31 protein-coding genes and 5 pseudogenes are annotated in these 24,150 nt (G+C 52.1%); 5 read left to right on the plus strand and 31 right to left on the minus strand.

What is annotated here, in order from left to right; genetic code table 11:
- Positions 1–142 precede the first annotated feature (142 nt).
- The gene (locus B5G06_RS14295) at positions 143–550 is read left to right on the plus strand and encodes a hypothetical protein (RefSeq protein ID WP_242955318.1); all 408 of its coding nucleotides are present in this window, start codon (positions 143–145) and stop codon (positions 548–550) included.
- On the opposite strand, the gene B5G06_RS02555 is transcribed toward B5G06_RS14295, so the two are convergent.
- From B5G06_RS02555 to B5G06_RS02570, 4 genes are all read right to left on the minus strand, one after another.
- Positions 508–1,701 carry a site-specific integrase gene (locus tag B5G06_RS02555; RefSeq protein ID WP_087187541.1) on the minus strand — a complete coding sequence of 398 codons (1,194 nt, stop codon included), beginning with the start codon at positions 1,699–1,701 and terminating at the stop codon, positions 508–510. The genes B5G06_RS14295 and B5G06_RS02555 overlap by 43 nt on opposite strands.
- Positions 1,702–1,789: 88 nt before the next feature.
- A complete protein-coding gene (locus B5G06_RS02560) occupies positions 1,790–1,993 on the minus strand; it encodes an excisionase (protein WP_025654190.1) in 204 nt (67 codons plus the stop codon).
- A 426-nt stretch (positions 1,994–2,419) separates the two neighbouring features.
- On the minus strand, positions 2,420–2,662 hold the full coding sequence (locus B5G06_RS02565; RefSeq protein WP_087187542.1) for a helix-turn-helix domain-containing protein: 243 nt from the start codon (positions 2,660–2,662) through the stop codon (positions 2,420–2,422).
- The gene (locus B5G06_RS02570; protein ID WP_242955319.1) at positions 2,655–3,080 is read right to left on the minus strand and encodes a sigma-70 family RNA polymerase sigma factor; all 426 of its coding nucleotides are present in this window, start codon (positions 3,078–3,080) and stop codon (positions 2,655–2,657) included. Before B5G06_RS02570 ends, B5G06_RS02565 begins: the two co-directional genes overlap by 8 nt.
- Before the next feature lie 495 nt (positions 3,081–3,575).
- Here B5G06_RS02570 and B5G06_RS02575 point away from each other — a divergent pair, with 495 nt between their 5' ends.
- Entirely contained in the window at positions 3,576–3,905 is a 330-nt protein-coding gene (locus tag B5G06_RS02575) for a helix-turn-helix domain-containing protein (RefSeq protein ID WP_087187544.1), read from the plus strand.
- A 61-nt stretch (positions 3,906–3,966) separates the two neighbouring features.
- Here the strand turns inward: B5G06_RS02575 and B5G06_RS02580 are convergent, their stop codons facing one another.
- The 11 genes and pseudogenes from B5G06_RS02580 to B5G06_RS02630 all read right to left on the minus strand — a co-directional run bounded on the left by B5G06_RS02580 (position 3,967) and on the right by B5G06_RS02630 (position 12,830).
- Positions 3,967–4,347 (minus strand): metal-dependent transcriptional regulator, encoded by a 381-nt coding sequence (locus B5G06_RS02580; protein ID WP_087187545.1) that lies wholly within the window; start codon positions 4,345–4,347, stop codon positions 3,967–3,969.
- Between the two features lie 28 nt (positions 4,348–4,375).
- Positions 4,376–5,218 (minus strand): ABC transporter substrate-binding protein, encoded by an 843-nt coding sequence (locus tag B5G06_RS02585; RefSeq protein WP_087187546.1) that lies wholly within the window; start codon positions 5,216–5,218, stop codon positions 4,376–4,378.
- Positions 5,219–5,287: 69 nt separating this feature from the next.
- Positions 5,288–6,466 (minus strand): type IA DNA topoisomerase, encoded by a 1,179-nt coding sequence (locus B5G06_RS02590; protein ID WP_242955320.1) that lies wholly within the window; start codon positions 6,464–6,466, stop codon positions 5,288–5,290.
- 22 nt (positions 6,467–6,488) lie between these two features.
- Positions 6,489–6,629 (minus strand): annotated as a pseudogene (locus B5G06_RS14300) (virulence-associated protein E); the annotation flags it as partial.
- Complete coding sequence (locus B5G06_RS02600) at positions 6,562–7,206, minus strand: CHC2 zinc finger domain-containing protein (protein ID WP_002584324.1); 645 nt, start codon at positions 7,204–7,206, stop codon at positions 6,562–6,564. The pseudogene B5G06_RS14300 and the gene B5G06_RS02600, both read right to left, overlap by 68 nt.
- A 65-nt stretch (positions 7,207–7,271) precedes the next feature.
- Positions 7,272–8,852, minus strand: coding sequence for a MobQ family relaxase (gene mobQ, locus B5G06_RS02605; RefSeq protein WP_002584325.1), 1,581 nt, complete (start codon positions 8,850–8,852; stop codon positions 7,272–7,274).
- A 196-nt stretch (positions 8,853–9,048) separates the two neighbouring features.
- Positions 9,049–9,593, minus strand: a pseudogene (locus tag B5G06_RS02610) (AAA family ATPase).
- Positions 9,594–9,807: 214 nt separating this feature from the next.
- Entirely contained in the window at positions 9,808–11,268 is a 1,461-nt protein-coding gene (locus B5G06_RS02615; RefSeq protein ID WP_002584327.1) for an Lsa family ABC-F type ribosomal protection protein, read from the minus strand.
- A 746-nt stretch (positions 11,269–12,014) separates the two neighbouring features.
- Positions 12,015–12,311 (minus strand): DUF3847 domain-containing protein, encoded by a 297-nt coding sequence (locus B5G06_RS02620; RefSeq protein ID WP_002584328.1) that lies wholly within the window; start codon positions 12,309–12,311, stop codon positions 12,015–12,017.
- On the minus strand, positions 12,304–12,645 hold the full coding sequence (locus B5G06_RS02625; RefSeq protein WP_002584329.1) for a DeoR family transcriptional regulator: 342 nt from the start codon (positions 12,643–12,645) through the stop codon (positions 12,304–12,306). The genes B5G06_RS02620 and B5G06_RS02625 overlap by 8 nt, the downstream gene beginning before the upstream one ends.
- Entirely contained in the window at positions 12,642–12,830 is a 189-nt protein-coding gene (locus B5G06_RS02630; protein WP_002584330.1) for a hypothetical protein, read from the minus strand. The genes B5G06_RS02625 and B5G06_RS02630 overlap by 4 nt, the downstream gene beginning before the upstream one ends.
- Positions 12,831–13,313: 483 nt before the next feature.
- Between B5G06_RS02630 and B5G06_RS02640 the strand changes: the two genes are divergently transcribed.
- A complete protein-coding gene (locus B5G06_RS02640; protein ID WP_002584331.1) occupies positions 13,314–14,120 on the plus strand; it encodes a helix-turn-helix domain-containing protein in 807 nt (268 codons plus the stop codon).
- A 118-nt stretch (positions 14,121–14,238) separates the two neighbouring features.
- On the opposite strand, the gene B5G06_RS02645 is transcribed toward B5G06_RS02640, so the two are convergent.
- From B5G06_RS02645 to B5G06_RS02685, 9 genes and pseudogenes are all read right to left on the minus strand, one after another.
- Positions 14,239–14,730: a nucleotidyltransferase domain-containing protein gene (locus tag B5G06_RS02645; RefSeq protein ID WP_002584332.1), complete on the minus strand. Its 492-nt coding sequence runs from the start codon at positions 14,728–14,730 to the stop codon at positions 14,239–14,241.
- A 51-nt stretch (positions 14,731–14,781) separates the two neighbouring features.
- A complete protein-coding gene (locus B5G06_RS02650) occupies positions 14,782–15,159 on the minus strand; it encodes a TnpV protein (protein WP_002584333.1) in 378 nt (125 codons plus the stop codon).
- The gene (locus B5G06_RS02655) at positions 15,119–15,481 is read right to left on the minus strand and encodes a helix-turn-helix domain-containing protein (protein ID WP_007887891.1); all 363 of its coding nucleotides are present in this window, start codon (positions 15,479–15,481) and stop codon (positions 15,119–15,121) included. The genes B5G06_RS02650 and B5G06_RS02655 overlap by 41 nt, the downstream gene beginning before the upstream one ends.
- Positions 15,482–15,545: 64 nt before the next feature.
- Entirely contained in the window at positions 15,546–15,704 is a 159-nt protein-coding gene (locus B5G06_RS02660) for a Maff2 family mobile element protein (RefSeq protein WP_087187548.1), read from the minus strand.
- A gap of 32 nt (positions 15,705–15,736) precedes the next feature.
- Positions 15,737–15,925: pseudogene (locus B5G06_RS02665) on the minus strand (type IV secretory system conjugative DNA transfer family protein); the annotation flags it as partial.
- 176 nt (positions 15,926–16,101) lie between these two features.
- Positions 16,102–16,413, minus strand: a complete 312-nt coding sequence (locus B5G06_RS02670; RefSeq protein WP_087187549.1) for a hypothetical protein — start codon at positions 16,411–16,413, stop codon at positions 16,102–16,104.
- A 597-nt stretch (positions 16,414–17,010) separates the two neighbouring features.
- Positions 17,011–17,736: an NYN domain-containing protein gene (locus tag B5G06_RS02675; RefSeq protein ID WP_087187550.1), complete on the minus strand. Its 726-nt coding sequence runs from the start codon at positions 17,734–17,736 to the stop codon at positions 17,011–17,013.
- Positions 17,655–18,149 carry a hypothetical protein gene (locus tag B5G06_RS02680; protein WP_242955322.1) on the minus strand — a complete coding sequence of 165 codons (495 nt, stop codon included), beginning with the start codon at positions 18,147–18,149 and terminating at the stop codon, positions 17,655–17,657. The genes B5G06_RS02675 and B5G06_RS02680 overlap by 82 nt, the downstream gene beginning before the upstream one ends.
- Before the next feature lie 92 nt (positions 18,150–18,241).
- Positions 18,242–18,688, minus strand: a complete 447-nt coding sequence (locus B5G06_RS02685) for a translation initiation factor 2 (RefSeq protein ID WP_087187551.1) — start codon at positions 18,686–18,688, stop codon at positions 18,242–18,244.
- Positions 18,689–19,473: 785 nt separating this feature from the next.
- Between B5G06_RS02685 and B5G06_RS02695 the strand changes: the two are divergent.
- Positions 19,474–20,109 (plus strand): annotated as a pseudogene (locus B5G06_RS02695) (RNase III inhibitor); the annotation flags it as partial.
- 3 nt (positions 20,110–20,112) lie between these two features.
- Positions 20,113–20,463: a DUF2200 domain-containing protein gene (locus B5G06_RS02700; RefSeq protein WP_087187553.1), complete on the plus strand. Its 351-nt coding sequence runs from the start codon at positions 20,113–20,115 to the stop codon at positions 20,461–20,463.
- 59 nt (positions 20,464–20,522) lie between these two features.
- Here B5G06_RS02700 and B5G06_RS02705 read toward each other — a convergent pair whose 3' ends face one another.
- The 7 genes and pseudogenes from B5G06_RS02705 to B5G06_RS02735 all read right to left on the minus strand — a co-directional run bounded on the left by B5G06_RS02705 (position 20,523) and on the right by B5G06_RS02735 (position 24,138).
- Positions 20,523–20,762 carry an SRPBCC family protein gene (locus B5G06_RS02705; protein ID WP_087187554.1) on the minus strand — a complete coding sequence of 80 codons (240 nt, stop codon included), beginning with the start codon at positions 20,760–20,762 and terminating at the stop codon, positions 20,523–20,525.
- 4 nt (positions 20,763–20,766) lie between these two features.
- Positions 20,767–21,324, minus strand: coding sequence for a DUF3795 domain-containing protein (locus B5G06_RS02710; protein ID WP_087187555.1), 558 nt, complete (start codon positions 21,322–21,324; stop codon positions 20,767–20,769).
- A gap of 13 nt (positions 21,325–21,337) precedes the next feature.
- A complete protein-coding gene (locus B5G06_RS02715) occupies positions 21,338–21,766 on the minus strand; it encodes a nuclear transport factor 2 family protein (protein ID WP_087187570.1) in 429 nt (142 codons plus the stop codon).
- A 39-nt stretch (positions 21,767–21,805) separates the two neighbouring features.
- Positions 21,806–22,267, minus strand: a pseudogene (locus B5G06_RS02720) (N-acetyltransferase); the annotation flags it as partial.
- A gap of 8 nt (positions 22,268–22,275) precedes the next feature.
- Complete coding sequence (locus B5G06_RS02725) at positions 22,276–22,905, minus strand: GyrI-like domain-containing protein (RefSeq protein ID WP_087187556.1); 630 nt, start codon at positions 22,903–22,905, stop codon at positions 22,276–22,278.
- Positions 22,906–22,907: 2 nt separating this feature from the next.
- Entirely contained in the window at positions 22,908–23,228 is a 321-nt protein-coding gene (locus tag B5G06_RS02730; protein ID WP_087187557.1) for a TfoX/Sxy family protein, read from the minus strand.
- A gap of 1 nt (position 23,229) precedes the next feature.
- Positions 23,230–24,138, minus strand: a complete 909-nt coding sequence (locus tag B5G06_RS02735) for a helix-turn-helix transcriptional regulator (RefSeq protein ID WP_087187558.1) — start codon at positions 24,136–24,138, stop codon at positions 23,230–23,232.
- Positions 24,139–24,150 lie beyond the last annotated feature (12 nt).

A 24,150-nucleotide genomic window follows, 5' to 3' on the forward strand; every position in this document is an offset into this window, starting at 1 on the left:
CAAAAAAACGCTTACGAAAGCCTTTTAAAAATGCTAAAATGAACCTATAATAGGCAGTCGCAGTGAAGGAAAGTAACGAGACGGGCGTTTCGTTGCTTTCCTTTTTTGTTGCTGTCCAAACTGTTTGGAGAGGAGACCCCAAATGCCTAAAACAAAACTGCAAAATGTGATCTTTACCATTATCATGGCCGTTATCATGGTATACGGTATGATCGTCTACAACGTAGCTCTCAATACCGGCGGCGTTACCAATCAGACCTTCCTGCTGGCCCTTCATGAGCTGCCCATCATGGCGCCCATCGCCTTCATTCTGGAGTTCTTTGTTACAAAAAAGTTCTGCCGATTTTCTGATTATCTTGGCACCACTTCGCAAATGTCGGAATTGCTTGGAATATCAAGCATTTCCGGCATTTTGCGTTTCGGAAGATACCCCGCATATCATGGCATTTCGGAGCCTCACTTGGCGTTGAAAAGTAGTAAAACCGTAGTAGAAACGGCGGCTTACTACTACGCCGCCAGCCTGTCCATCGCCGCCTTTGCGGAGGTGTAATCCGCATGAGCGTAATAGTTCAGCGTCATGGTGATATTGGAATGTCCCATGATGTACTGCAGGTCTTTGGGGTTCATCCCAGCGTGGGCGAGGCGGGTACAGAATGTATGGCGCATGGTATGGGGCGTGATGTTCGGCAGGGCTTCTTCTGGTTTGTGGTGCTTGTTGTACTTCCTGACAAGCCCCTGGAACATGCTCTCGTAACAGGACGCCGTTTTGGGAAGGCCGCTCTGGTTGAGGAACAGGAAGTTGGTGTAGCCCCCGATATTGACCGGGGCGGCCTTGCCTCTGTTCTTCACAGCCCGCTTCAACGCCTGGTAGACCTTCTCGCTCATGGGGATCTGCCGCGCACCCTTTTTGGTCTTGGGCTCGTCCACATAGTAGCCGAGCTCGCTGTCCCGCAGGAGCTGGTGGTCCACATGGATGCAGCGGTTTTCAAAATCCAGGTTCGTTGTCAATCCGCACAACTCGGAAACGCGGAGGCCGGTCCCCAGCAGAATGATGATCTCATCACAATACTTCCGGTAGACCGGGTCGCTGCCGGCGAAGGCCAGGAGGCGGTCCTCCTGCTCCTGGGTCAGCGCGGCTTTTTCCTCCGTGTCATCCTCCAGGACATCGGCTATGGCGAAGTTGAACGGGTTTTTGCGGATGCAGTCATCCTCAATCGCCGTGTAGAAGGCGGCCTTCAAAGACCGTTTCCAGTTGCTTATGGTCTTGTAGGCGTAGCCCTTCTCGCTCATCCTGATGGCCCATTCCTTGGCGTCCGACAGCTTCACGCTGTCAATGCTCCGGGACCCCAGGGGGTCCTCTTTCAGAACGGACATCAGGTATTCTCGGCCCTTCTCGGTACTCCGCTTGACATTTTTCCGATGGCTGTTCTGCCGGGCGTAAAGCTGGCAGACCGTCATCTTCTTGCCGATGGTGTCGATCCCATCGTTAATGTCACGCAGGATCTCCTTCACCTTCTCACGGAGCGAAACATCGTCCCGCTTGCCCGTGGGGGTCTTGTCGGTGGGCACCAGTTTCCAGGCATACACGAATTGAGTTTTACCGCAGGCGTCCGTGTATTTGTAAGCGTATCTTCCGTCTTTTCTCTGGCTCTCTCCAGTTCTTAAAATTCGACCTTTGCTATCGCGTCTTTTCTCTGACATGATGTAAAGCTCCCTTCCATCGCTGGAATGAGCCTCGATACGCTATCATTATTATACCGCGCCCTGGGCTCATTGTCAGCCGGCTTCGTCAAATAACCTCCAGCTCGTCGATGACTTTCTCAAACTGCTTGCGCTTGATCTGGAGTCGGTTGCCGTTCATAATGAGCCAGTTGGCGTCAGGGTTTTCCTCGGCTAACCTGCGGAGCTTCTTTTCCCCAATGCGGAAATATCTGGACGCCTCCTCAATGGAGAGCGTGTATTTTTGCCAGATAGGAATATCGTTCGTGTTCAAATACAACACCTCCTGTAAATTTGCGCGTCCCCTTTCAGAGGACGGTGTCGCAAAAAATAAGAGGCAGAAAACGGATGGCTGCTGGCACAGCTCCACGGGAATTTCACCCCGGCCCATGCTGATGGGTGCGGCGCACGATGCTTTGCGGGCGTCCAATGCGCGAGTCTCATTATCCTGCCTGCATATCATCGCCCACAGGCTGCCACACCTGTTTTACGGCCCGGTTTTGTCGCTCTCCTGTTTAGCAGGGGTCCCGTCCTGCGGACTTGCAACAGGGTCATGGCGCACCGGCCGACCGGCTCCACGCAGACAGATCGTATCCGTCTGCCTTATGCTGCGCCGGAGGCCTCCCGCCGGGCTTTCTTTGTCAAGGAGCTATAACGGGACGCCGCATGGAAAGGGGGACACGCAGCGCCCGGCCCTGGATCAGCTCAGGTCAAAATCCAGGATGGAAATAATCAGCTTTGCTTCCAGCCGACCGCGCAGATCTTCGTCCACCTGGGGACGGGGATGGCCGTCAGGGCCATAGCTCGTCCGTGTAGACAGCGCGGCGATGTAGCCGGAGTAATGCCGGACTACCCGGCTCACCGCTTCGGGGTCTCCTCCGACAGCGGCGGCGATCACCGGGTAAGGGATCAGCGATGCCCGCGTGCACGCAGATTTAGTCATCCGCTTCACCTCCCATCAGCTCCTTCAGCAGCCGATAGGCTTTCTGCCTGCGGGTGTTGACCGTCCGGCGGGGCATGTTTATGTACCTGGCGATCTGTGCGTCGGTCATCCGCAGGAACCAGTGCATCATAAAGATTTCCCGGTCCTCCTGGGACAGCCCCAGAAGCGCCTCGGCCAGCCCGTCGTCCTCGATCAGGATTACGGCCCCTCCCACAGGGAAGGTCGTGTATTCCCACGGGTAGCGGTCATATACCGCAAGCTGGGCCATTTCTGCCTCGGACAGTTCTTCCAAAGACGCGAAACGCTTCTGGCGTCGGCTGATCTGGCGATAGCCGTTGCACGCCTCGCATTTCAGCACCTTCTTGCAGTAGCTGTCAAAGGCGTACTGCTTGTGCTCGTAGTGGCGGTCAGGTTTCAAGTTCTCACCTCCCTTCGTGCCGGGAGGCAGTTCTTTTCTTCCCCTTTCGCTCACTACTCGTTCACTAACGGTCCGGTTTGGCCGGTTTTCGGGATCTATCTGACAAAAATTTTTGCCGCTCATACTTGGCTCCTTTCGTTTCGTTCGGGTTGACAGGCCGGAACGAAACGGGGCGGGGAGCGGCACCCCACACCCAAGCGCCGGCGCTCAAAAGAGCGGGGAACAATATGGGTGAGCCCTGATATATAAAAAGCGAGCCACAACTCACTTCCATGAGCGTGGCTCGTTGCTACGTTATAGGAATATTCTTCGTAGTGGCATGGGCGTCCGCCGCATAAGCGGTAAACCCCGCCTTATTTTGACCTCCTTTGTGTTGGCGCTCTCATCCATATCTCCCTTTACTCCGAAATATGAGTTACAATTCACCTTGCATGAGTTCTATGGTTATTTATATGAGCGGAAGCACACCCTACAATGATGTAGAGGTGATGTGTAGTGAACAATCCGCTGGATCTATTTGCATGGAAGGTGCGGTCAGAACGGAAGCGGCAGCATCTGACGCAAAAGCAGTTAGCTGAACGCCTCGGTATGAACTCCCGCACGATCATAGATTTGGAGACCTGCCAGAGTAATCCGAAATTTGAAACAGTGGTCCTTGTCGCCAAAGAATTGAATATCAGCGTGGACGCCGCCATCTTCCCGGAAATGGTAAATCAGACAGTCTCGAAAACCGTCGTAGACTTCTTTGCCGGGAAAAGCGAAGCAGAGATTGAAAAATATATCGCGCTCTGCAAACAGGCGGAAGCCTTCCAGAAAGACGAGTAACGCGGTCGGGTTCGATGTGCCCGGCCGCGTTACTGTTTTACCCGTTTGCCATGCGGGCAGTTTATTCTTCTTTTGTTTTGTAGGCATTTTTCAGATGCTCGAAGGACTCCTGGCTGATGACATGCTCCATCCGGCAGGCATCCCGCTCCGCCAATGCCGGATCAACGCCGGCCTCGGTGAGCAGATCCGTGAAAAAGCGGTGCTTCTCATAGGTCTGCTCGGCTACCTGCCGCCCCAAGTCAGTCAGATGAAGAAAGAAATCATCATCCATTGTAAGGAACCCACCTTCTTTTAGAGTGGTCACGGCATGGCTCACGCTTGGTTTTGACACCTCCATGTGCCGGGCGATATCCACGGAGCGCACCATACCCTTTTGTTTTTGGAGAACAAGGATAGCCTCCAAATAGTCCTCCCTGGACGCATGAAGGGTTGCTTTATCCATTTCCGCACCTGATCCTCGCAACCTTTGGTTACTGCGGTGTCAATCGTGCCACATCAAAGAAGCAGGGTGCACTGTCAAATTCGTATCCAGCAATTTTTTCGCTGTTGTAAACAATGACATCCTTGTAGTAGTTCAGAGGAATATCGATCACATTGCCGATGTCGTAGTTGTAAAGGTAGGTAAAGAGTTCTGTCAGCCGCTCCTCATCATCAGTCACAGTCGTTTCCGCAATGGCGTCCAAAAATTCCTGCGAGTCAGACAAGCCCATCAGCGCCGGAGTCTGCGGCGTCATGCTGGACATGGGGTTGAACCAGCAGTTTGGATTTGCAAAGGCATAGTTTCCCGGCCAAAGGGTCAAATCAAATTCTCCCGCCATATAGCCGTTCATCCAATCCATCTTTTCCATTCCATTGATGCTTACCTCAATGCCAACCTTGGATAACTGGTCTTTGATTACAGTTGCAACAGAGTGATCGAAACTGCCATAGGCGGAATCCAGTGTCAATACCAAACTCAGGGACTGCCCATCCTTCTCACGGATGCCGGTGGAGTCATTCACAACCCAGCCGGCTTCATCCAGAAGCAAATTCGCCTGTTCCTGGTCATAGGAATAAGTCTGTTCCAAAACTATATCCATATAGGGAGAGTCCTCGGTGAAGGGTAATTCTGCAGCTTTCTCATAGCCGTAAGTAAGGTTTTCCGAGAGTGATTCCTTATCAATGGCATAGGCGATGGCCTGCCGCACCTTAAGGTCTGTGAGTAACGGTCGGCTAGCGTTGACCACCAAATCTCGGACGCGGGTATCGGATTCTGATATCTGACCCGCCATGCCGTCCATTGCTGTGACCTGCACATATTCGTCATAGGACAAAAGGGCGCTACCGCCGCCAGCTCCTCCCAGCTCATGTTCTGTTCCGCACCGCCAAGGGGAATATCCGATTTACTTTTTGCCATTCACGCCCTCCTTCCGTTTGGGGAACTCCAATTTGAAGCGGACATACTTCTCGCCGGTATCGTCCAGCACCACCACCGCGTCATAGGCGGCGCCCTTCTTTTCAGACCACATCCCCTTGACGGAGGTGCGGCCCTTCTTCAAAAGGTCGCCGGCCATCTTTTTTGTCAGCTCCTTCTTGCGGGAGGTCCAGAAGCGGTCGTCCTTCCAAAGGACAAAGCGGCAGGCGCGGTCGGAGCAGTAAAAATTCTTCCTGCCCTCATAGACCGGCTTGCCGCAGCGGGGGCAGAGACCCACGGCCTCCCGCTCCGGGGCGAACAGCTTCTGGCCCTCCTCGGAGATGTGGGAATAGGTTTTCACCAGTTCCCGCGCCATGTCAGAGATCCCCGCCATGAAAGCGGCGGGATCGCCCTCACCCCTGGCGATGGCGGTCAGCTTCTGCTCCCACTCCGCCGTGAGCATGGGAGAGGTCAAAGTATCCGGCAGGACGGTGACCAGGTTGATCCCCGCCTTGGTAGGGATGAGACTTTTCCCTTTGCGCTCCACAAACCCGGCCGCCACCAGCTTCTCCAGGATCGCCGCCCTGGTGGCCGGGGTGCCCAGGCCCTTGCGCTCGGCGTCCTCCGGCATCTCCTCTTTCCCGGCAGTCTCCATCGCCGCCAGAAGGGTGTCCTCCGTGTACGCCTTGGGCGGGGCGGTGAAGTGCTCGGTGACAGCGGTCTCCACCCGGTCAAAAAGTTGACCCTCGGTGAAGTCCGGCAGGGTGGCGGGTTCCGCCTCGTCCTCCGGCTTCTCCTTCAGGGAGGCGCGGAAAATGTGGTCGATCTCACGCCAGCCCTCGGAGAGGATGCGCCGCCCCTTGGCGGTGAAGGTCTGCCCGCCGCAGGTAAAGGTCGCCGTCACCGCCTCGTACACATAGGGCTCCGCCGCCGCGCACAGCAGCTCCCGGCACACCAGCAGAAGGATATTGCGCTCACCCACGGGCAGTTCGGACAGGTCCGCCTTCTCCAGCTCCAGCGTGGGGATGATGGCGTGGTGGTCGGACACCTTCTTGTCATTTACCAGCAAGGACACATCCGGGAAGAACTCCCCGCACCCGTCAAAGGGCGGTACCTTGGCCGCCAGGTGGAGGACCACCGAAGCGGTCTCCGCCATGTCGGCGGTCAAAAACCGGCTGTCCGTCCGGGGATACGGTCAGGCAGTTCCGTATGCTCTGACGGACACCGCCTTTCTCGGTGGTTTCCAGCCCCGCCTTGATTTCCTCAACGCTCTGGGGCGGCTGCATGGCGTTCATAGTGTTTTTTAGTTCTTGCTGCGTCTGCGGCTGCAAGTTCTGCCATTCGCTGTTCAAGCTGTATCACATCCTTTCCGTAGTCCGTAATCAAATCCGCTTTTTCCTCTGTTTCCCCGAACAGCAGCACATCCAGCAGATATTCCACTTGGGCTTGCTTCTGTAAGGCTTCCACAAACCGGGGATGAAAGGCTTCCTCCGGGGAGTGCGGGGCGTAGTCCGTTCTCCATGCCATCAGCAGATGGAGATAATCGGCAAGAATACGGAAGCAGCGATTCTTTGCTTCCTGAAACTGTTCCTCCGGGGATTTCTGCCGGGTCTTGGGCTTTTTTACCTTTCCCGGCGGTTTCCAGTCCTCATAGGAAAGCCCGAAGTCCTGTGCCAGCTGTACGGCGGCTTCTTTCTTTCCCAGCCCATACAGGGCGGCGGCAAAATCAATCACATCCCCATCCGCACCGCAGCCGAAGCAATGGTAACGCCGATCCAGCTTCATGCTTGGGGTTTTATCGTTATGGAACGGGCAGCAAGCCATCCCGTTCCGACCTACATGGATTCCATAATACTCCGCAGCCTGTCTTGTTGTGACGGACTGCTTCACAGCTTCGAATACATTCAAATCTATCCCTCCTTGAAAATAAGAAAAGCACCTGACATTCTCTAATTGAAAATGGCAAGTGCCTGTTAAAGTTCCATATCCTGTTGTCTGTGTTTCTCCTGTGCCGGGGCGGTTCTTTGTGCTTTTTTCTCGTCAGTCTTATCCTGCAAGACTTCTTTGATGGGCTGCTTCTTGGGCGGCTCTTTGCTTTCCTCTGTGCCGGGTGTGGCTTTCCGTACCCAGTAGCGGATGTCCCGCAGCTTCTTCAAATCCTCCTGTACCTCGGTCAGTGGTACTTTCAGCTCTGCGATTTCGCTGAGAAGCGTTTCCTGCTCCTGTTGCAACTCATTTTTCGTTTTATCCTTATCGTCCGGGTGCTTGGCAAGGTAGTCAGCGGCTTTCTCATACCGGGCAACCTCCGGGTGTTCCTGTTTGAATTTCCCCTTTATTTTCTTAAAAAATATCTTCTGGTACTTCTCATAGACAGCCTTACATTCCTTGCAGTCTGTCCGGCTGGCAAGAATCCCGTCAATCACTTTGCTCCGGGCTTCCTTTGGCTTCATCTGATTGCGGTAATCTGCGGCTGATTTCCCGGAAGATTCCAGAAACGCTTCTAAGTCCTCCACAGTGGAAAGCCCCTTTTGCCGGAGATAGGACAGGGCTTCGCTGACTGCCTTTAAGTCCTGTGAAGTTCCCCGGTTCTGTCCAGCCCTTGTCCAGTCCTTCCGTTCTTCCTTTCGTATCTCCATATACTTCATCAGCAGATTGGGAAGAAGTGTCGCTTCCTCCGCCGCCTTTTGTGCAAGCAGCTCCTTCCGTTTTTCTCCCAGCTCGGTAATCCAGCCTTTGAGGTTTTGGATAAGCTGCCGGATGGACTTCATCAGGCGGTTGGCGGCTCTGATTTCCCGGTTCAGGTTGCCGATATTCGTCTGGATACCTCGCTTTTCCATCTGCCGGACAGCAGTCCCCTCATGGACAGTGGGGACTATATCAAGCCCCTGTCTGGCATAGGAACGCAAGTCCACACGCTCCGGGCGGTCATTGGCGTCCAGATAGCGGTTCTGGATAACCTCCCATTCATGCCGCCAGATTTCACAATACTTCTGGTCGTTCCAGTCCACCGTATCCTCCTTGTGGCTTTTCCACCTGCCGGACGGCAGCTTTATCCGTTCCCCATTCTCGTCAAGGTCATAAACCTTGCGGCTCTTGGGAAGCCATTTTCCATGTTCATCCATTGCCCGCATGGTCAGCAGGACATGGGCGTGGGGATTGTGTCCCGGCGGATGGGGGTCATGGATGGCAAAATCAGCAATCATGCCTTTGGAAACAAACTGCTGTTCACAAAACTCCCGTACAAGGACAGCGTACTGGTCGGGCGGTATCTCTCTGGGAATGGTAAGCACCCACCGCCTTGCAAGCTGGGAGTTCCATTGCTTTTCCACCGCTTCGGCGGCATTCCATAAAGTATTGCGGTCTGCATATTCCTGTGGAGCATTTGCCGGGAGCAGGATTTCATTGTGGACGATACCACGCTTTTCCGGGTAGTGCTTTACTTGCTGGTCGTATTCACAGAACAGCTTTTCGCCGCTTTGGTAAGCAGCGGCGGCAACCGCAGACTGCCGCTGGCTGCGCTGAACAATCGTGATTTCGTTGTGTGGACAAGGCATTTCGTGTCCCTCCTTTCGCTAATTGGTGGATGGGGTGGCGTTTTACCACCTCATTTTGGGCAGAAAAAAAGCAGGAGACCTTTTTCAGATTTCCTGCTCGGTGTGCCACTGTGTGAGCGGCGGGTATTTAGTTGTAAAAGTTCGGGACAAGTTGACCCGATGTAAAGCTAACAAACTGGAATTGCACCAAAACAATCTAAGACAACAACGCTGCCCTACTTGCGATTTTTTCTTGTACTGCGGAACAGTTTCTTGAATGGAATAAGTGGTCGTATCTATAACATTCGATTCATATATTCCCAGATTGCAAAATTGCTCCCACATGGTTTCTACCAATTCGATATTTGTCTTTCGGTCTAACTTTGAGCGTTCAACAGCTCGCTTCAAGGTTTCTTCCTTACTTGCCCTTAAAATAATATAATGCACCTCATAATGTTCCCGAACAAGACTTTGCCACGGCTTTAAAAACCACGGTCCGATAATACCGTCAACAATTACATCATATCCACCACGAGCATATCGCTTCGCAGCTTCTAAAAACGCTTCAATGACAATCAAATTTTGCTCATTTGATTCCGGCAAATGCGGTGGTATTGCCCCTTTACTCAAATAATGATAAAAGTCATCTGTGTGCATATGCACAGACTTTTCCAAATCTGATTCTTTTGCAACAGCAGATGCCGTTGTAGTTTTTCCTGTCCCCGGCGCACCTGTGATTACAATAATTCTACCTTGATTCATCTATATTTTACCTCCACAAATTACGATTTTCTTAATTCTACAAACTGGAATTTGAGTCTCTGTAAAGCTGGAATTAACCCATACAATTATTTTAATTTAGAGGTTCTTACGCAATTATCCGTATTTTGTAATTTTTCAATACTGGAATGCCAGTGTAAATCAGCATTCTCCATTTTTATTAAAGCGAAAAACGTAAAATTGCGGAAGAACCAATTTAGATATTCACAATTTTACTTGCCACAGTATCTCGAAAAACACTGTCATGTTCTACCAGGAGCATGGTCGGGGCAAACTCCGTTATGAGTTGTTCAATCTGCATACGTGAGTACACATCAATAAAGTTGAGCGGTTCATCCCATACATACAAGTGTGCCTTTTCACAAAGGCTTTTCGCAATTAGGACTTTCTTCTTTTGCCCGCCAGAAAAGTCTTTAATATCCTTTTCAAACTGTACACGCTCAAAGTCCATTTTCCTAAGAATTGCCTTGAACAAACTTTCATCAAGGTTGTTTTCTTCTGCAAACTCGGAAAGGGTTCCACATAAATACGATGTATCCTGTGGCACATAAGAAATTACAAGCCCAGAGCCAAGTGTTACTGTACCCGTATAATCTATGGACTGCCCGACTACCAACTTTAACAGGCTACTTTTGCCACTGCCGTTCTTTCCATCAAGCACAATGCGTTCTCCCTGTCTTATTTCAAACGAAACGGGTTCACAAACTGAAATGCCATCATAATAAACTACTACATTCGATAATGATGCAAGCAAATCTGTATGGTAATTAAGCGGTTGTATCTTGAGGGCTTCTGCGGTTTCCATATTTTTCAGCAATGCTGATTTTTGTTCGATTGTCTGTTGTTGTCTCGCTTCTATAGATTTTGAACGCTTCATCATTTTGGCGGCTTTATGACCGACATAACCTTTATCTGCTGCCCCAATTTTGGAAGCTTCTACACGTTCAGACCATACTGCAGCGCGTTTTGCCGACTGCTGTAATCGTCTGATGTCCTTTTGCAAACGTTCGTTCTGAGCCAGTTCAAATTCTTGCTGTCGCTCAAAATTTGACATCCATGATGAAAAGTTTCCTCTTTGCACTTCGATATTCGCTCGGTTAATCGATAGAATATAGTCAACACAATCGTCAAGAAAGCGACGATCGTGAGAAACTAAGATGAATCCCTTTTTCTTTTTCAGATATGCCGCCACACTTTTTCTCGCTTTGGCATCCAAATGGTTGGTAGGTTCATCAATCAGTAGGAAATGCCCTTCATTAAGAAAAAGAGCGGCAATCAAAACCTTTGTCTGCTCTCCGTTGGAAAGTGTTTCAAAAGGTCGCCAAAGCACATCGACATCAACATCAAGATAAGAAAGTTCTCGCATAAGTTCCCATTCTTCCGCAAGTGGGCAAATCTCCTGCAATATATCCTCTGTAATACGATTCTTATCTGAAACGGGATAAGGAAAATAATCAAACTGTACGGATGATAGGATTTTTCCACTATACTCATATTTCCCAAGCAGAAGATTCAGAAAGGTTGTTTTACCTCGTCCGTTTCTGCCCACAAAACCAAGCTTCCAATCGGTATCAACCTGGAAACTGACATTTTCAAAAACATTATCATAACTTGTCGGATATGAAAACGTAAGGTTTTCAATTTTAATCATTGACATAAATATTATCCTCCTTTGCATGTCATACGATACAAAGTCGGTTCGGTGAATGTTTACTACGTATAGATTTCACCAAAAGGAACCGACACTATACGGAGTGAATCATGTGTAACTATCTGTTCTGCACTATTCATAAAGCACCTCCAAAACAAAATAAGAGCCACAAGAAAGTTTATCCTTGCAGCTCGTCATAGCATAAAATAACACCACTAAGCAAAAGTGGCAACAGCACTATATTGAGTAAGATAGACATATAACTTTCTTGCAATAGACACAATAATGCCAAAGTATAGCACTACCGCATATTTTGATTTTATTTGCAAGAAAAGTTAATCATCTTCCCACCTCTTTCTAAATTTCAAAATATTATACCATAAATCGCAGGCAAATACAAGTGGTTATAAAAATTTAACAAATCGCTTATAATACAATCATATAACTTTACGCATTCCTTACTGACCGTAAAATTCCGATTTATTGCTGACTTTATTATACTTTATTGCCTATCGAAAAGATAGCATATTTTATGAAACTTGTCGGCTGGGAACAGCTTGCAGCGCAAGGTCTCCCCAGATGGCAAGTCCACAAAAGGGTAGCTGGCGGCAGCCAGCGCAGGGGAAGCGTAGCGTCCCCTGTTTGATTTGGAGCAGACCATGACTGCGGAAAATCACAGCCCCCCGGCGAGGAGCCTTCGGAGAACGCAATGCACCAACCTCTGGGTGGTGTATAATTGCGCCCTTAGTAAACTAAGGGGTTTCCGGCTTCTCACGTTCCAGCAGTTTCTTCAATAGTTCCTGCGTGTCCTGCCTGTGAAAAATGAGTGTCAACAACAGCATGACATCATCATCTGTCAGGCGTTCCGGCTCTTGCAGAAAACTTTCCAGCATACCGCCACGAGTACAGAGCCGGTGTGTCCGTTCTTTTCGGGTAAGCTGCTTTAGCTGGTGCTGCAATGCCTTTTCATCATTGATGGCTTTCCGCAGTTTCTTTTCACTCTTTTCCAACTCTCGGTTGAGCTTTTCCAGCTTTGAGGTATCAGGCAAGGGCAGCGTCCTCCTTTCCCGGTATCAGCACATAAATCCTGTTTGGTTCTCCAACGCCCTGACGCACTCGCATGATCAGTCCGGCGGTTTCCAGTTCATTCAGAGAACGCTTGACCGTCATGGGGCTGCGGGACAGGACTGCGGCAATGGCTGTGACAGGGAAGCAGATAAACAGGATTCCGTTCTCGTCCTCCTGTCCGTTGGATAGCATAGCGTCCAACATCCGGCAGTACATGACCTTTGCGGTGCTGCTGACTGGAAATCCTGTCAACGCTCTGGGAAAGGGCATACAGGGCGGCAACGGTGTGCCTATCGTCATAAATTCAAAATTCATTCGGTGTGTTCCTCCTTTTTCTTTGCTCTTTTGGATAAATAACGGGGGCAGTCAACCACAACCGCCCGGAAGCTCTGCTTGCACCCATGCTTGCATTTCCGGCATAATTCGTTGTAAGTGACACGCCCCCGGTCATTGAGGTAAAAAGAAAGCTCATGCTTCCTCTTTTTGCTCATTCTCGGCATATTGCGTTTCCTCCCGTTTTAGTGTATAGTTTCGGGGCGATTTTCGGCAAAATTACGGTCATAGAGCCGTCTAAAATCTCCAGAAGTATCAGCAATAGGGTAGACTATCCCCCTATCAGATTGTCGTGTTTCGGTATCATTTCGGTATCAGTTCGCCAGTTCTCCCCGGTGTCGTTCCTCCCCTGAATCTCACAGCGGCGTATTGCTCCCTTTGGTACGCTCGTTTCGGTCAGGGTTCCTCCATATCCCTGCCAAAAGTCATGGCGCTACATCGCCGGGGAAGCATATCCCACACAGGCTGGTCATTCGATTGGAATAATCCATCGATGAACTACCTGTATCATAGAACATTTTTGTGCCCTGTGCCGTATGTCCACAAAGTAGGAATTAAGGGTAAAAATCAGAAATTTCCACGATTGCGGAAAGTATGATATAATCCAGTTAAGCGGCAGTAATGAAACCGCCGGAAAGGAGCGTGCGCCCATGAAAGGAGCGACAAGCATACAGGAACGCCTTTGGGAACTCCGCAAGGACAAAGGCTTAAATCTGGAAGAATTATCAGAGCTGACGGGCATTTCCAAATCAGCTCTTGGCAGTTATGAAAAAGAGGATTATAAGGAAATCAATCATGGCAACCTTATCACGCTGGCAGACTTCTATGGGGTTTCCGTTGATTATCTGCTGTGCCGGACAGAGAACCGGGAGCAGATCAACACGCCACTAACAGAGCTGCATTTGAATGATGAGATGGTGGCACTTCTGAAAGGCGGTCGGATTAACAACCGTCTGCTCTGTGAGCTTGCCACTCATAAGGACTTTATCAAGTTTCTTGCGGACATTGAGATTTATGTAGATGGGATTGCCACCATGCAGATTCAAAACCTCAACGCCCTTGTCGATACTGTCCGGCATGAAATCATTGAACGGTATCGCCCCGGCGAAGACGACCCGCATTTGAAAGTGCTGCAAGCCGCCCATATCAGCGATGATGAATATTTCAGCCACATGGTTCTTGATGACCTCAATCTCATTATCCGGGATATTCGGGAAGCCCACAAAAAGGACAGCGAGAGTGCGCCCCAGACCACCGTTGCCGATGAATTGAAAGAAAATTTGGAAGCGGTTGAAAATTTCAAGGGCAGTCGGGATGAAAAGCTGGTTGTCCTTTACTGCAAGCAGCTCGGCATCAACTATAAAAATCTGTCAGACGAAGAATTTCGCTGGCTCATTCGGATTCTACAAAAATCAAAGAAAACAGGAACTCCTATCAGTCAAAGGAAAAAACGGTAAAGAAAAACCGCTGTTGCATGGTTGTGTTTGCTTCCATGTAGCAGCGGTTGGTGCTATACTTATTCAGTTAAAATTTCAAAGCGATAAAGTGGAATTTATCTTAGAAATTACAGCAATGTTATTTTGATAAACTTTCAAGAATTGAAATATCATGCTTATCTTTATCTCTTAATTCATAACCTGAATGGAAAACTCTTTGGCCTTTTAAGGATATACAAGGAATTGTTTTTCCTTCAAAAAAAGCACTACCAAAGTAATCTTTTTCAAACTCATACCAGCCACCCTCTAAATCAGCTTGTTTTGAAGTTCCGTCCTCACTTAAAACGAACGGGTGAATGTCTAAGTAACCAAGTTCATCACTATATAACTCTATTCTAACCGGTTTCCAGTCTGTATCAATTTTATAGCCCAGATTCAAAAGCACATTTAACAATTTTTCCGTATGTTGAGCATCAAAATTTATATCTATATCTCTATGAATTCTTGTTTGTTTACCAGCTAAAATATCTACACCCCATCCGCCATCCAACCAGTATGTAATTCCAGTATTTTCGAATAATTCTATTACTTTCATTAAATCTTCTTTTGTTGTTATTTCTTTTCTACCCATACAAAGTCTCCTTTACAACTTCTAATTTGTAATAATCATTCTACCATACCGTTATGAATAAATCATCTCATGTAAAACAATTTCTTCTGCCCGGTTGTGAATGTTATTGCAACGCTGCACCCATTCCATTTGACGGGTACGCTTCAATTCCTCGGTCACGCCCTCGGCAGCTTTCATCTGCTCCATGATGGTGTCTAACCGTTTCTGTGCCTGTTCGTTCAGGTCTGCAAGATATGTCCACAATTCCCCGGTCAGGGTCAATGTGTGTAATCTGGCTGGGCAGACTTCTCTTAAATATTCCCGGTGCATCCGTCCGTACTTTCCGATGGGGCGGTGTTCCTCCGGCAACTTCAAGTCCGGGATGTAGTAATCTCCAACAAGGATATAATCAATTCCGTTTTCTTTTATTCTTGGTTTCAATTCGCTCATGTTCCTTACCTCCTGTGGAAGCAGGCTCGTCTGGTACTAACTCAATCACATCGGTAATCTCACAATTCAGCGTTTCGCAGATACGGGCTAATGTATCCATGCTGATGTGCTTTCCCTCTTTGCTCATGTTGGCAATCATATTTGTTGTCATACCAGCGGCAAGCCTTAAATCCTCTTTTCTCATATCACGCTCTAACAGTGTGTGCCAGAGTGGTTTATAGCTGATGTGCATATTGTTTTCCTGCCTTTCTATCCATACCACCGGAGCGGCTGCCCCGGCAGGAACTTTTCTCTTATTATAGCACCAATCTTGTGAAATCACAATTTATTCTTGTAGCCTGCCGCTGATACCGTCTGGATTGGCTTTTCCTTTCTTTTTGTTCCCTTTAATTAGCCATGAACTGCTTGATGCCCTGGCTTTTGGAGGCAGGGTTGTCCTGCCCGTAACCTTCCAGGAGGTTGATGCCGCCCCACACGCACAGGCCGCCGCCCAGCGCAATCACCAGAGTCTGCAATACGTCGATAGCGTTAGTGAAAAAATCCATAAATCATATTTCCTTTCTTCGTTGTAGAATTGTTATTGAAGGTCCGTTGCTGTCAATTCGTACATCTCGAAAGGCTCATCCGGCTTTACGATGGCCGGTTTGCGTTTCATGTACCGTTCCATATCAAAGAGGTACTTCTTGTCGGCGTCGGCGGTGTATTTGTAATTCGGATGCTTTGTCAGGTCGTACTTGTCCGAGAGGAACGGGCGCACACCCCGCAGCATGAAGATACTGGCGATGTTCAAATCCGTTGGCCGTCATAAATCGGCGGATATCTTGATACGCCTTTTTATAGTATTGCGCATTTTGAGGCGGCTCCGTATGCGGGTAGAGCTGTTTCAATGACTCCTGGTGCAGATCAAATGTAATCTGCTTTCTACTGCCGGTGTTGGACATATTAGGCCATCTTCCGTCTTTGGATCTTCCACGCTTGGGACAGCACATCCTCCTGAGTGCCATCATCATCATGCCAAGTGCAGGAAGCTGCAAACTTGGGGAACCAATCTGTCCGAAGCAATGCCATCAAAATGGCCCACATATTGGAGAAATCTTCTTCACCGCCACAGCCCGCAAAGGACAGCCTCTCTCCATTGGAAATGCAGTGCAATCCTTTTGCTGCAAAGCTTTTCTGGATCGTCTGCCGCACAGCCTCCACAGTATATCCGTATTGCTGGATCTGTTCCTTGTCAAAGGTGAACTCGACTTTCATGTGCGCACCTCCTCCTGTTGTCTCATTATACCTGCCTACTGGGATGTTATCAAGGGCAATCGGCAGACAGTGGGCCGTCACGCGCTCTGGGCCAGCTCCCGCACAATCCGTTCCTTAGACAAAGCAGCATAGGATAGGCGCACATCCTGTGTCCGGCGAGTCCAAAACCATTCCACAATCGGACACCCTGGCGTGACCGCATAGATTGCTGCCTCGAATGTAGGCGTCATCCTCCGCGCGGGCATGGCCGCTTAGAGCGGATTTTTGGGAAACGTAGGCGTTTCCGCAGGCGATGGATTCTCCATATAGGGCCGAGCCCTTGTCCACATAGGCGTCATTACACACGATCGCGTCGCCAAAGATCCAGGCATCATCTCCCGTCTCAAAAGACAGGTTGCTCTCGCTCTCTACGAAGCCGCCCAGATCTCCGGCCTTTACCTTTTTCCCGATATCCCTTAGCGCCCGGATACGATGAAGAAAAGAATACGTTTCGTGGACGATATCTGTGATCTCATATTTCTGATTTTTCGTGTTTTTCCCTCCTTTGAAATCAAAAAAGGACCAGGACAGCGTCTGCTGCCCTGGTCCCTCTTGGGGTCATTGTGGGTATTCCCACAGCCCTGCATCATGTAGTTTTTCCCAGTCTGGAGCCAAGATCTTTACAATTCGATTGAACTCCACCCGGTAATCCTTGCGTACAAGATAGCCGAGATCCAGCATCTCCTGGAGCGCGGTGCGGATCGTGGCTTCCTCCACGCCCGTGTATCGGGCCACCGCCGCCGCGGTCCCTGCGAAGGTGGGGATCACGTGTTTTTGCGGATGCTCCGCAAGATAGCTGAAATTGTCTATGATCAGGCGATAACAGCCGCGGATGGCTTCATCGTCCGCAGGGAGTTGCACGGTCCTCGCAGCTGTCTCCTGGAGCTGACGGCTGAACGCCCCCCGTATCCCATAGACCACCACTTCTTTATGCAGCTTTTGCCTCAGAAACCGGGTGACTGCCTGGAAATGACCGTCGCCGGTAAAGAGGATGTAGACGCTTCCGCCTTTGTCCTCCATGGCGTATTGATATATGTGGTCCAGCATGATAAAATCGGTCATATCCTTTTTATGAAAATGTCCTTGATTGTCTGTTGATACGATCATGTTGGAGACTGCTCGGATCTTGGGCATCTCGGTGCAAAGATCCGGCTGCTCGAAAGCGCCGAAAAAGAACAGCTCCACCAGATCAAAACTCTTTTTTAATTCGTCCCTCCATCTGACTGGATTGGGGAGTATGTGATATAAATTCTTGTAGGAATAATACCAGTATTCATAATCGATAAAACAGACTGCTTTGGGATGCTCAGATAGGCAAACACCCTGCGGTGATCCACGTTGGCAGGTGGGAGGGTAAAGGGGACCTTTTCCTCCTTTTCCTTGGTCTGCCGCGGAGTGCTCACCGGGGGAGAGTCACGGGCGCGGCCATGCCAGGTCAGCAGGTACTCCACGGCCTCCGGGAAACTTTTGTTATAGAACCGCTGGAGGAATGTGATGGCATCTCCGCCGATACCCTCTGAGTAGCGGAACCAGGTACGTCTGTCCTTGATCCGGATGCTATCCATCTCCTGCGTGGTGTAGTACCTGCCGATCCGCTTCACCTGGTAGCCCAGGGAGCTCAGCAGATCCGGAAGGTCCGTGTCTCGGACAGTGGCCATTTCAGCCTCTGTAAAACGCGTCCTTTCTGCTGTTTGCATCATGTCATCTCCTTCTCGAAAAAACAAAAAAGGGGCCGGAGGACACATCCGCTTGAGATGTGTTCTCCGGCCCCTTGCTTTGACTCCTTGTGTTATTGTTCGATGTCCGCTGTGTCTCTCTCCGCCTCTGCGCTGGCCTCGCTGGCGTCTGGGGTGGTACCGGCGGCTCCACTGTCCTCCGGGGCTTCCTCGGTGCTCTCCGGGGCCTCCTGTGGGGCCAGGCTGGCTTCGGCTTCCGCCAGCGCCCGCTCGATCAGGCCCAGGACGAAGTCCCGCTGGGTGAGCTTTACGCCGGTCCGAGCCGTTTCTCTGGCCAGGTGGGTCTTGATGCGCTGGAAGAGTTCCTCGGGGATCTGGAATGCCATCGTTCTGCTGCCTGTCATGTTGATTCCTCCATTCTCATCTTTCATCTTGTAGTATTCAGTGAGCAGTGATGCGATGTACTGGCTGGTGGTCATCTCCAGGCGGTCTTTTTCTTCTGTTACCCGGTTGTGCAGGGCGATGTCGATTTGGGCGCATAGATTTTTCTTGTCTGCCATGGTCTGCGCTCCTTTCCTCGTTTTGCAACGCAAGTATATCCAAAACCATGGTAGAAAGCTATTACCAAGACCACCAAGGAACCAAGGACAAAGCAAGCAATACCACCAACTGAAACAGCTACGTAATAAAAAGCGAGAAGCCCCCGCTAGCAGTTCGATTTGAACTACCAGCGGGGGCTTCTCTCGCTGTTTTCTCTTTGCTCAGAGGTTCGAATCACCCCACATCACGAAAATGGCCTTTTGCATCTCCATCTCGGCTGGTGCTCGATTTTTCCCTCTGAAACGGCTGAAACCCTTGCCGCAGCAAGGGTTTCAGGGGTTGCATCTTTTTCAGCAACCTTAGTTGGTCCGAGTGGGGCGACTCGAACGCCCGGTCTCTTGATCCCAAACGTGTGTCGGAACTTTCAACCAGCACTCTGCCGCCCTCTTTGGCCCTTTCCGCCGCTCCGGCAATTCCTCTTTGACACTCTTTCGCCCTGCGTGTTTCAAGCAAAACTTTCTCCTTTTGGGATGGGTGTGGGATTGGATTCTGTATATTAAAAGAAGTGCCGCCCGGGGTGAGCGGTGTTAGAGTGCCAGACCACCGCAGAGAGGGCGCAGGAAATGCGCCGCATAAACAAAGAATAGCTATCTGAAGCGTGGCTGAGGCGTGGCGGCTGTTTCTTGTCACAAGAATGACAAGAATGATTAGAATGACGAGAAAGCTGTTTGAACGGAAATGCTGGGTCGAGCAACCCACCCTCCCTGCTTCGTCGGATTGCCAGGCAGGCCCATCTGTGGTACGATACCCCAAGGACCAGGCGCTGAAGGTGGCGGTGGACACCATCGGGGAGTTCCTGCTCTCCCACGATATGACCGTGTACCTGGTCATCTTCGACCGGGCCGCTTATACCATCGGCGGCAAGCTCTTTGCCGATATCGCCGCCTACATCGATGACCGCTATGTGGAGGCCCACACTGACAGCTATGAGAATCAGCGCCGCCGGATGGCCCTGGAATCCATGCCCGCGGAGGAGCCGCAGTGGATGCCCGCGCCCTGCGCCGTGGGGGCTCCCGGCCTGGACGAGGCCCTCAGCAAGCTGGATGAGAGCTTTTCCCAGATGCTGCTGCGCAAGATCGACGAGCGGGGCATGACCGACGCTCAGTGCTACAAAAAGGCCAACATCGACCGCAAGCTCTTTTCAAAGATCCGATCGGATGTCCACTACAAGCCCTCCAAGCCCACCGCCATGGCCTTTGCCGTAGCCCTGGAGCTGCCGCTGGCCGAGGCCCGTGAAATGCTGGAAAAGGCGGGCTTTGCCTTCTCCCACGCCATCAAGTTTGACATCATCGTGGAGTATTTCATCGCCCACCAGAACTACAACATCTTCGAGATCAACGAGGCTCTGTTCGCCTTTGACCATAGCCTGCTGGGAGGATAAGCCATGCCGCGGATGGATATAACAGAAATGGCCTTTGCCAAGGTGTACCCCCTGCTGGTAGCGAAAGCGGAGAAAAAGGGCCGCACCCGGGACGAGGTGCATCAGGTCACCGCCTGGCTCACCGGCTACACGCCGGAGGAGCTGGCCGAACTGGAGCAGTCCAACACCAGCTACGGTGACTTTTTCCGGAACGCCCCCGCCATGAATCCAGACCGGGCGCTGATCACCGGCAAGATCTGCGGCATCCGGGTGGAGGAGATCGAGGACCCGCTCATGCGGGACATCCGGTATCTCGATAAGCTGGTGGACGAGCTGGCCAAGGGCAAACCCATGGAGAAGATCCTGCGAAAATAGTTGTCGCCTGCCAAGCGACCCATTGGAAGCGAAATCCCCCTATACTGTGTTGTTTTGGTTTACAAGCACAGTATATTGCCGTTCTCCATGGTGAAGGCCCAGCGGCGGAGCGGCTCACAGGCCGTGACGGTGAAGTTCGTGGCGTAGCCGCTCTTGGTGTGTTCTACGAAGTGGGCCTCGTCCAGCACCTCTACCCGTTTGAGGTCGCTGCGCCAGGCGGTGTTGGAAAGGTCAGTTACCACCTGCCACACCCGCTCCACCGGGCAGGAAAAGTGGACGGTCACCTTGGAAGTTGGCATAAACTCACCCCTTCTTCGCTTTCTTATTCAGCTTCAGGCTGATGCTCCGGCGGTCCGCTGCCTGTTGAAGCAGTTCCACGGTGGCAAAGGCCCGCTCCTTGATGGGTTGTCCGGCCAGTTCCGGCCGGCTGTCCAAGTCAGCCATCACGGACTGTAATTCCCCCAGCGGCAGAAGATAGACCGCCGTGTGGAAGAGCGTCTTGCGGCGGCCGTCGTTGTAGCCCACCAGAAGTGCGTCCAATATGGCGCGCTTTTCCGCTAACTGCGTGAGGTAGGCATCCAGCCCCAGTTCCTGGGCCCGGGCGATATCCTGCTGCCGGTTCCGATGGGGGACGAAGGAGTCCCCATCGTCAAAGCCATCATAGCGGGAGCAGGGGTACTCCGAACACTCCCAGCAAAACGATACCCCGCCGTGGGCCAGGGAGCACTTGGCGATGGCGCAGCTCTGGTTGCCTGCCCCGCTGCCGCAGCCGGGACAGTACCCGCCCAGACACATGGAGCAGAGAGCGCAGTTGAGACCGCACAGGGAGAAGCGGGTCTCTTCTCTGGTAAAGCCCTTCATGTCACTCCCTCCGTTAAAACCACAGTGCCGGTTCCTCCCGGAACACCGGGGTGTCCCCCTGGGCGTAGGGGTCGTAGCGGTTTTCGTTGCACCCGAATTCCTGCAAAAAGCAGATTTGCCCCGCTTCGTTCCAGCGGATGAGGGAGAGCCCGTCAAAGCTCTGGACAGTGCCGTCCGTCATGGCACACCGGAAAGCCCACTCCACCACAGTCTGGTCGCCTTTGTGGAAATACTGCCGGATGTCCCACCACTCCACGGTGCCACGGGTGTTCCACTCGTCAAACCACAGCTTGATCTTCACCCTGCCGTGGTACTCCGGTCCCCAGCTCTCGATGTAGACGGCATTGGGGGCAAAGAGCTCCTCAATGCCCGTATTCTGCTTGTCCAGCCACATGGAAAACCACTGCTGGATCTTACTTTCCCGCTGTTTTTCTGCGTCCATATCCATATTCTCCTGCTCCATCGCCTGGGCAGCATCCCAAAGCATCAGATATTCCGTACCCTTTTCTGCCGCGATTCGGAAGCCCGCTCGCTGGTAGAGGCACAGGGCCGGGTTTTCCTTCTGGACGGAGAGGGATGCCCGCCGGTATCCATTCTCCTGGAGAAGGAGCAAAAGATCGTTCAACAGCCGTGTCCCGATGCCTTTTCCGCGATACTCCGGCAGCAATGAGATGGCCAGGGAGGGGGTGTCGTTGTCGATGTGGCCGTAGTCCTCCATGATGCGGCACCACGCCGCCCCTACCACTTTTCCTCCAACCTCAGCAACCAGACAATAGTCGCCGGGACGTGTGCCGAAGCCCTCAATATAGACCTGCAGCTCCGGCCGATCCACCACGGACCGGGGCGGCGGCTCCACGCCTTTCGGGAGATAGATGGCCTGATAGAGAAATTCCCGCAAAAGGGTATATTCCTCCGGGCGTATTTCGCGAATGATCGTGTTCATCTCTTCCATCACTCCGTCCGTTTGATGGGCTGTCGGATGACAGTTTTCAGCTTTTCCGGCTGGCACCGCCGCACATCGCTCAGGTAGATCTCATGGTGGAACCGGCCCTGGCTGAAATCCAGCTCATAGCCCTGCGCCCTGGCATATTCCTCCATGGCCGCCACGGTGGCGGGCTCATCGTCATAGGGGCCGATGTGCATACACTGGACACACAGCCCCTCCGCCCAGGAGGAAAACTCCACCTGGGAGAAGTCCCGCTGTTTTTTCTCCGTGGCCTCCCGGACGGCCCGGTCAAAGACCGCCTTGGTCGCAAACTCCGGCAGGCGGATGAGGGAGATCCACCGAAAATCCGCCTTGCGGGAATAGTCCACCCCGTGGACGCCCTCCTGCCACCAAAGGCCCTCCAGCGGCGGCACCACATACTCGAAATAACCCTCCGGCGGGTTCCGCTTGTTCATCTTGATGGTGTAAGCAACCGCGTAGAGCTGTTCCAGGGCCTGCTTGTAGGCGCCCTGTTCCTCGTTGGGATCGCCCTGCCCACGCACCGCCAGAAAGTTCATGGCAGGCACTGTGACGATGCCCGGCGTTCTGGGCGGCAGATAGAACTCCTTGTACTCTTTCTTGTAATCAAAGGCCATGGTTATTTCCTCCGTTTTTTCGGCTGCTCCTGAAGGGCCAGACAGGTCAGACGGGTGAGGGCGATCATGGTGTCCCGGTCATCCACATCCTCCACCCAGATATAGTCTCTGGCCCCCTCATAGGGCGGAGCCTTGGGCAGATTGGGAAAGGCCGCCTCGCCCGCCGGGGTAATTTTGACAAAGAACTGGTCGCCGCAGATGACGGCGAAGAACACGCCGTCGCAGTAGAGACCATACTCCCCGAACATCTTCCGGCTGCGGATGGTCCCGGCCTCCCGCAGCTGTTCGGCCACATAGTCCACAAAGTCCTGATGAGAGGCCATCTCAATCCCTCCTGTAACGATGAGCCAGTGTTTCAGCCAGTTTTCCCAGCTGTTCCCGCAGCTCCTCCGGCTCCACCAGTTCCGCCTTATCCCCAAAGGTGAGCACCCAGCTGAGGACGCTGTCCGCGTCAGGAAAGCCGCCGGTAAAGTGCAACCGCCCGTCCGGCTCCGCAGTGAAGCGGTCTGCCCCGTATTCCTCCACCAGCCGCCAGCGGCAGCTGGGGTCAAAGAGCACGGTGACCTGATACTTCGCCGGAAAGATCCGCTCCGGCTCCAGATCCGGCAGGGGCGCAGCCCGGGGCGGAAAGCTCTCCCCGGTGGTGAGGTCCGTCATGCGGTTCAGCTTGAACAGCCGGAAATCCTCCCGGCTCCGGCACCAGCCCCACACATACCAGGCCGACCAGGGGAACACCAGATAGCAGGGCTCCACGGTGCGCACCGACTCCCCTTTGGGGGAGAAGTAGGTGAAGCGGATCGTGCGGTGCTGCTCGATGGCACTCTGGATCAGCTCGATCTTGGGCGGCAGGCTGGTCTTGTACCAGGAGGAAAGGTCGATGAGCATGTGTGCCCCGCCGGGCACCAGCCCGCCCGTCCTGGCGGACAACTTCTCCATCAGCTGGGCGTAGCGCCGGGTGCCGCTGACGCTGTCCAAACTCCTGAGCCCCGCCAGGATGGCCTGCATCTCCGGGGCGGTGAGCACCGTCCGGTCCACCCGGTAGCCCTCCATGATGGAGATGCCCCCACCCGCACCCTGAGCGGTGGCGATGGGGATACCCGCCCGGCACAGGGATTCGATGTCCCGCTGGATGGTTCGCCGGGACACCTCAAACTGCTCGGCCAGTTCCGGGGCGGTGACCCTCTCCCGCTGGAGCAGGATGGACAGGATACCAATAAGCCGCTCCATTTTCATGGGATGCACCGC

Source organism: Flavonifractor sp. An52 (assembly GCF_002159385.1).
Lineage (GTDB): Bacteria > Bacillota > Clostridia > Oscillospirales > Oscillospiraceae > Flavonifractor > Flavonifractor avicola.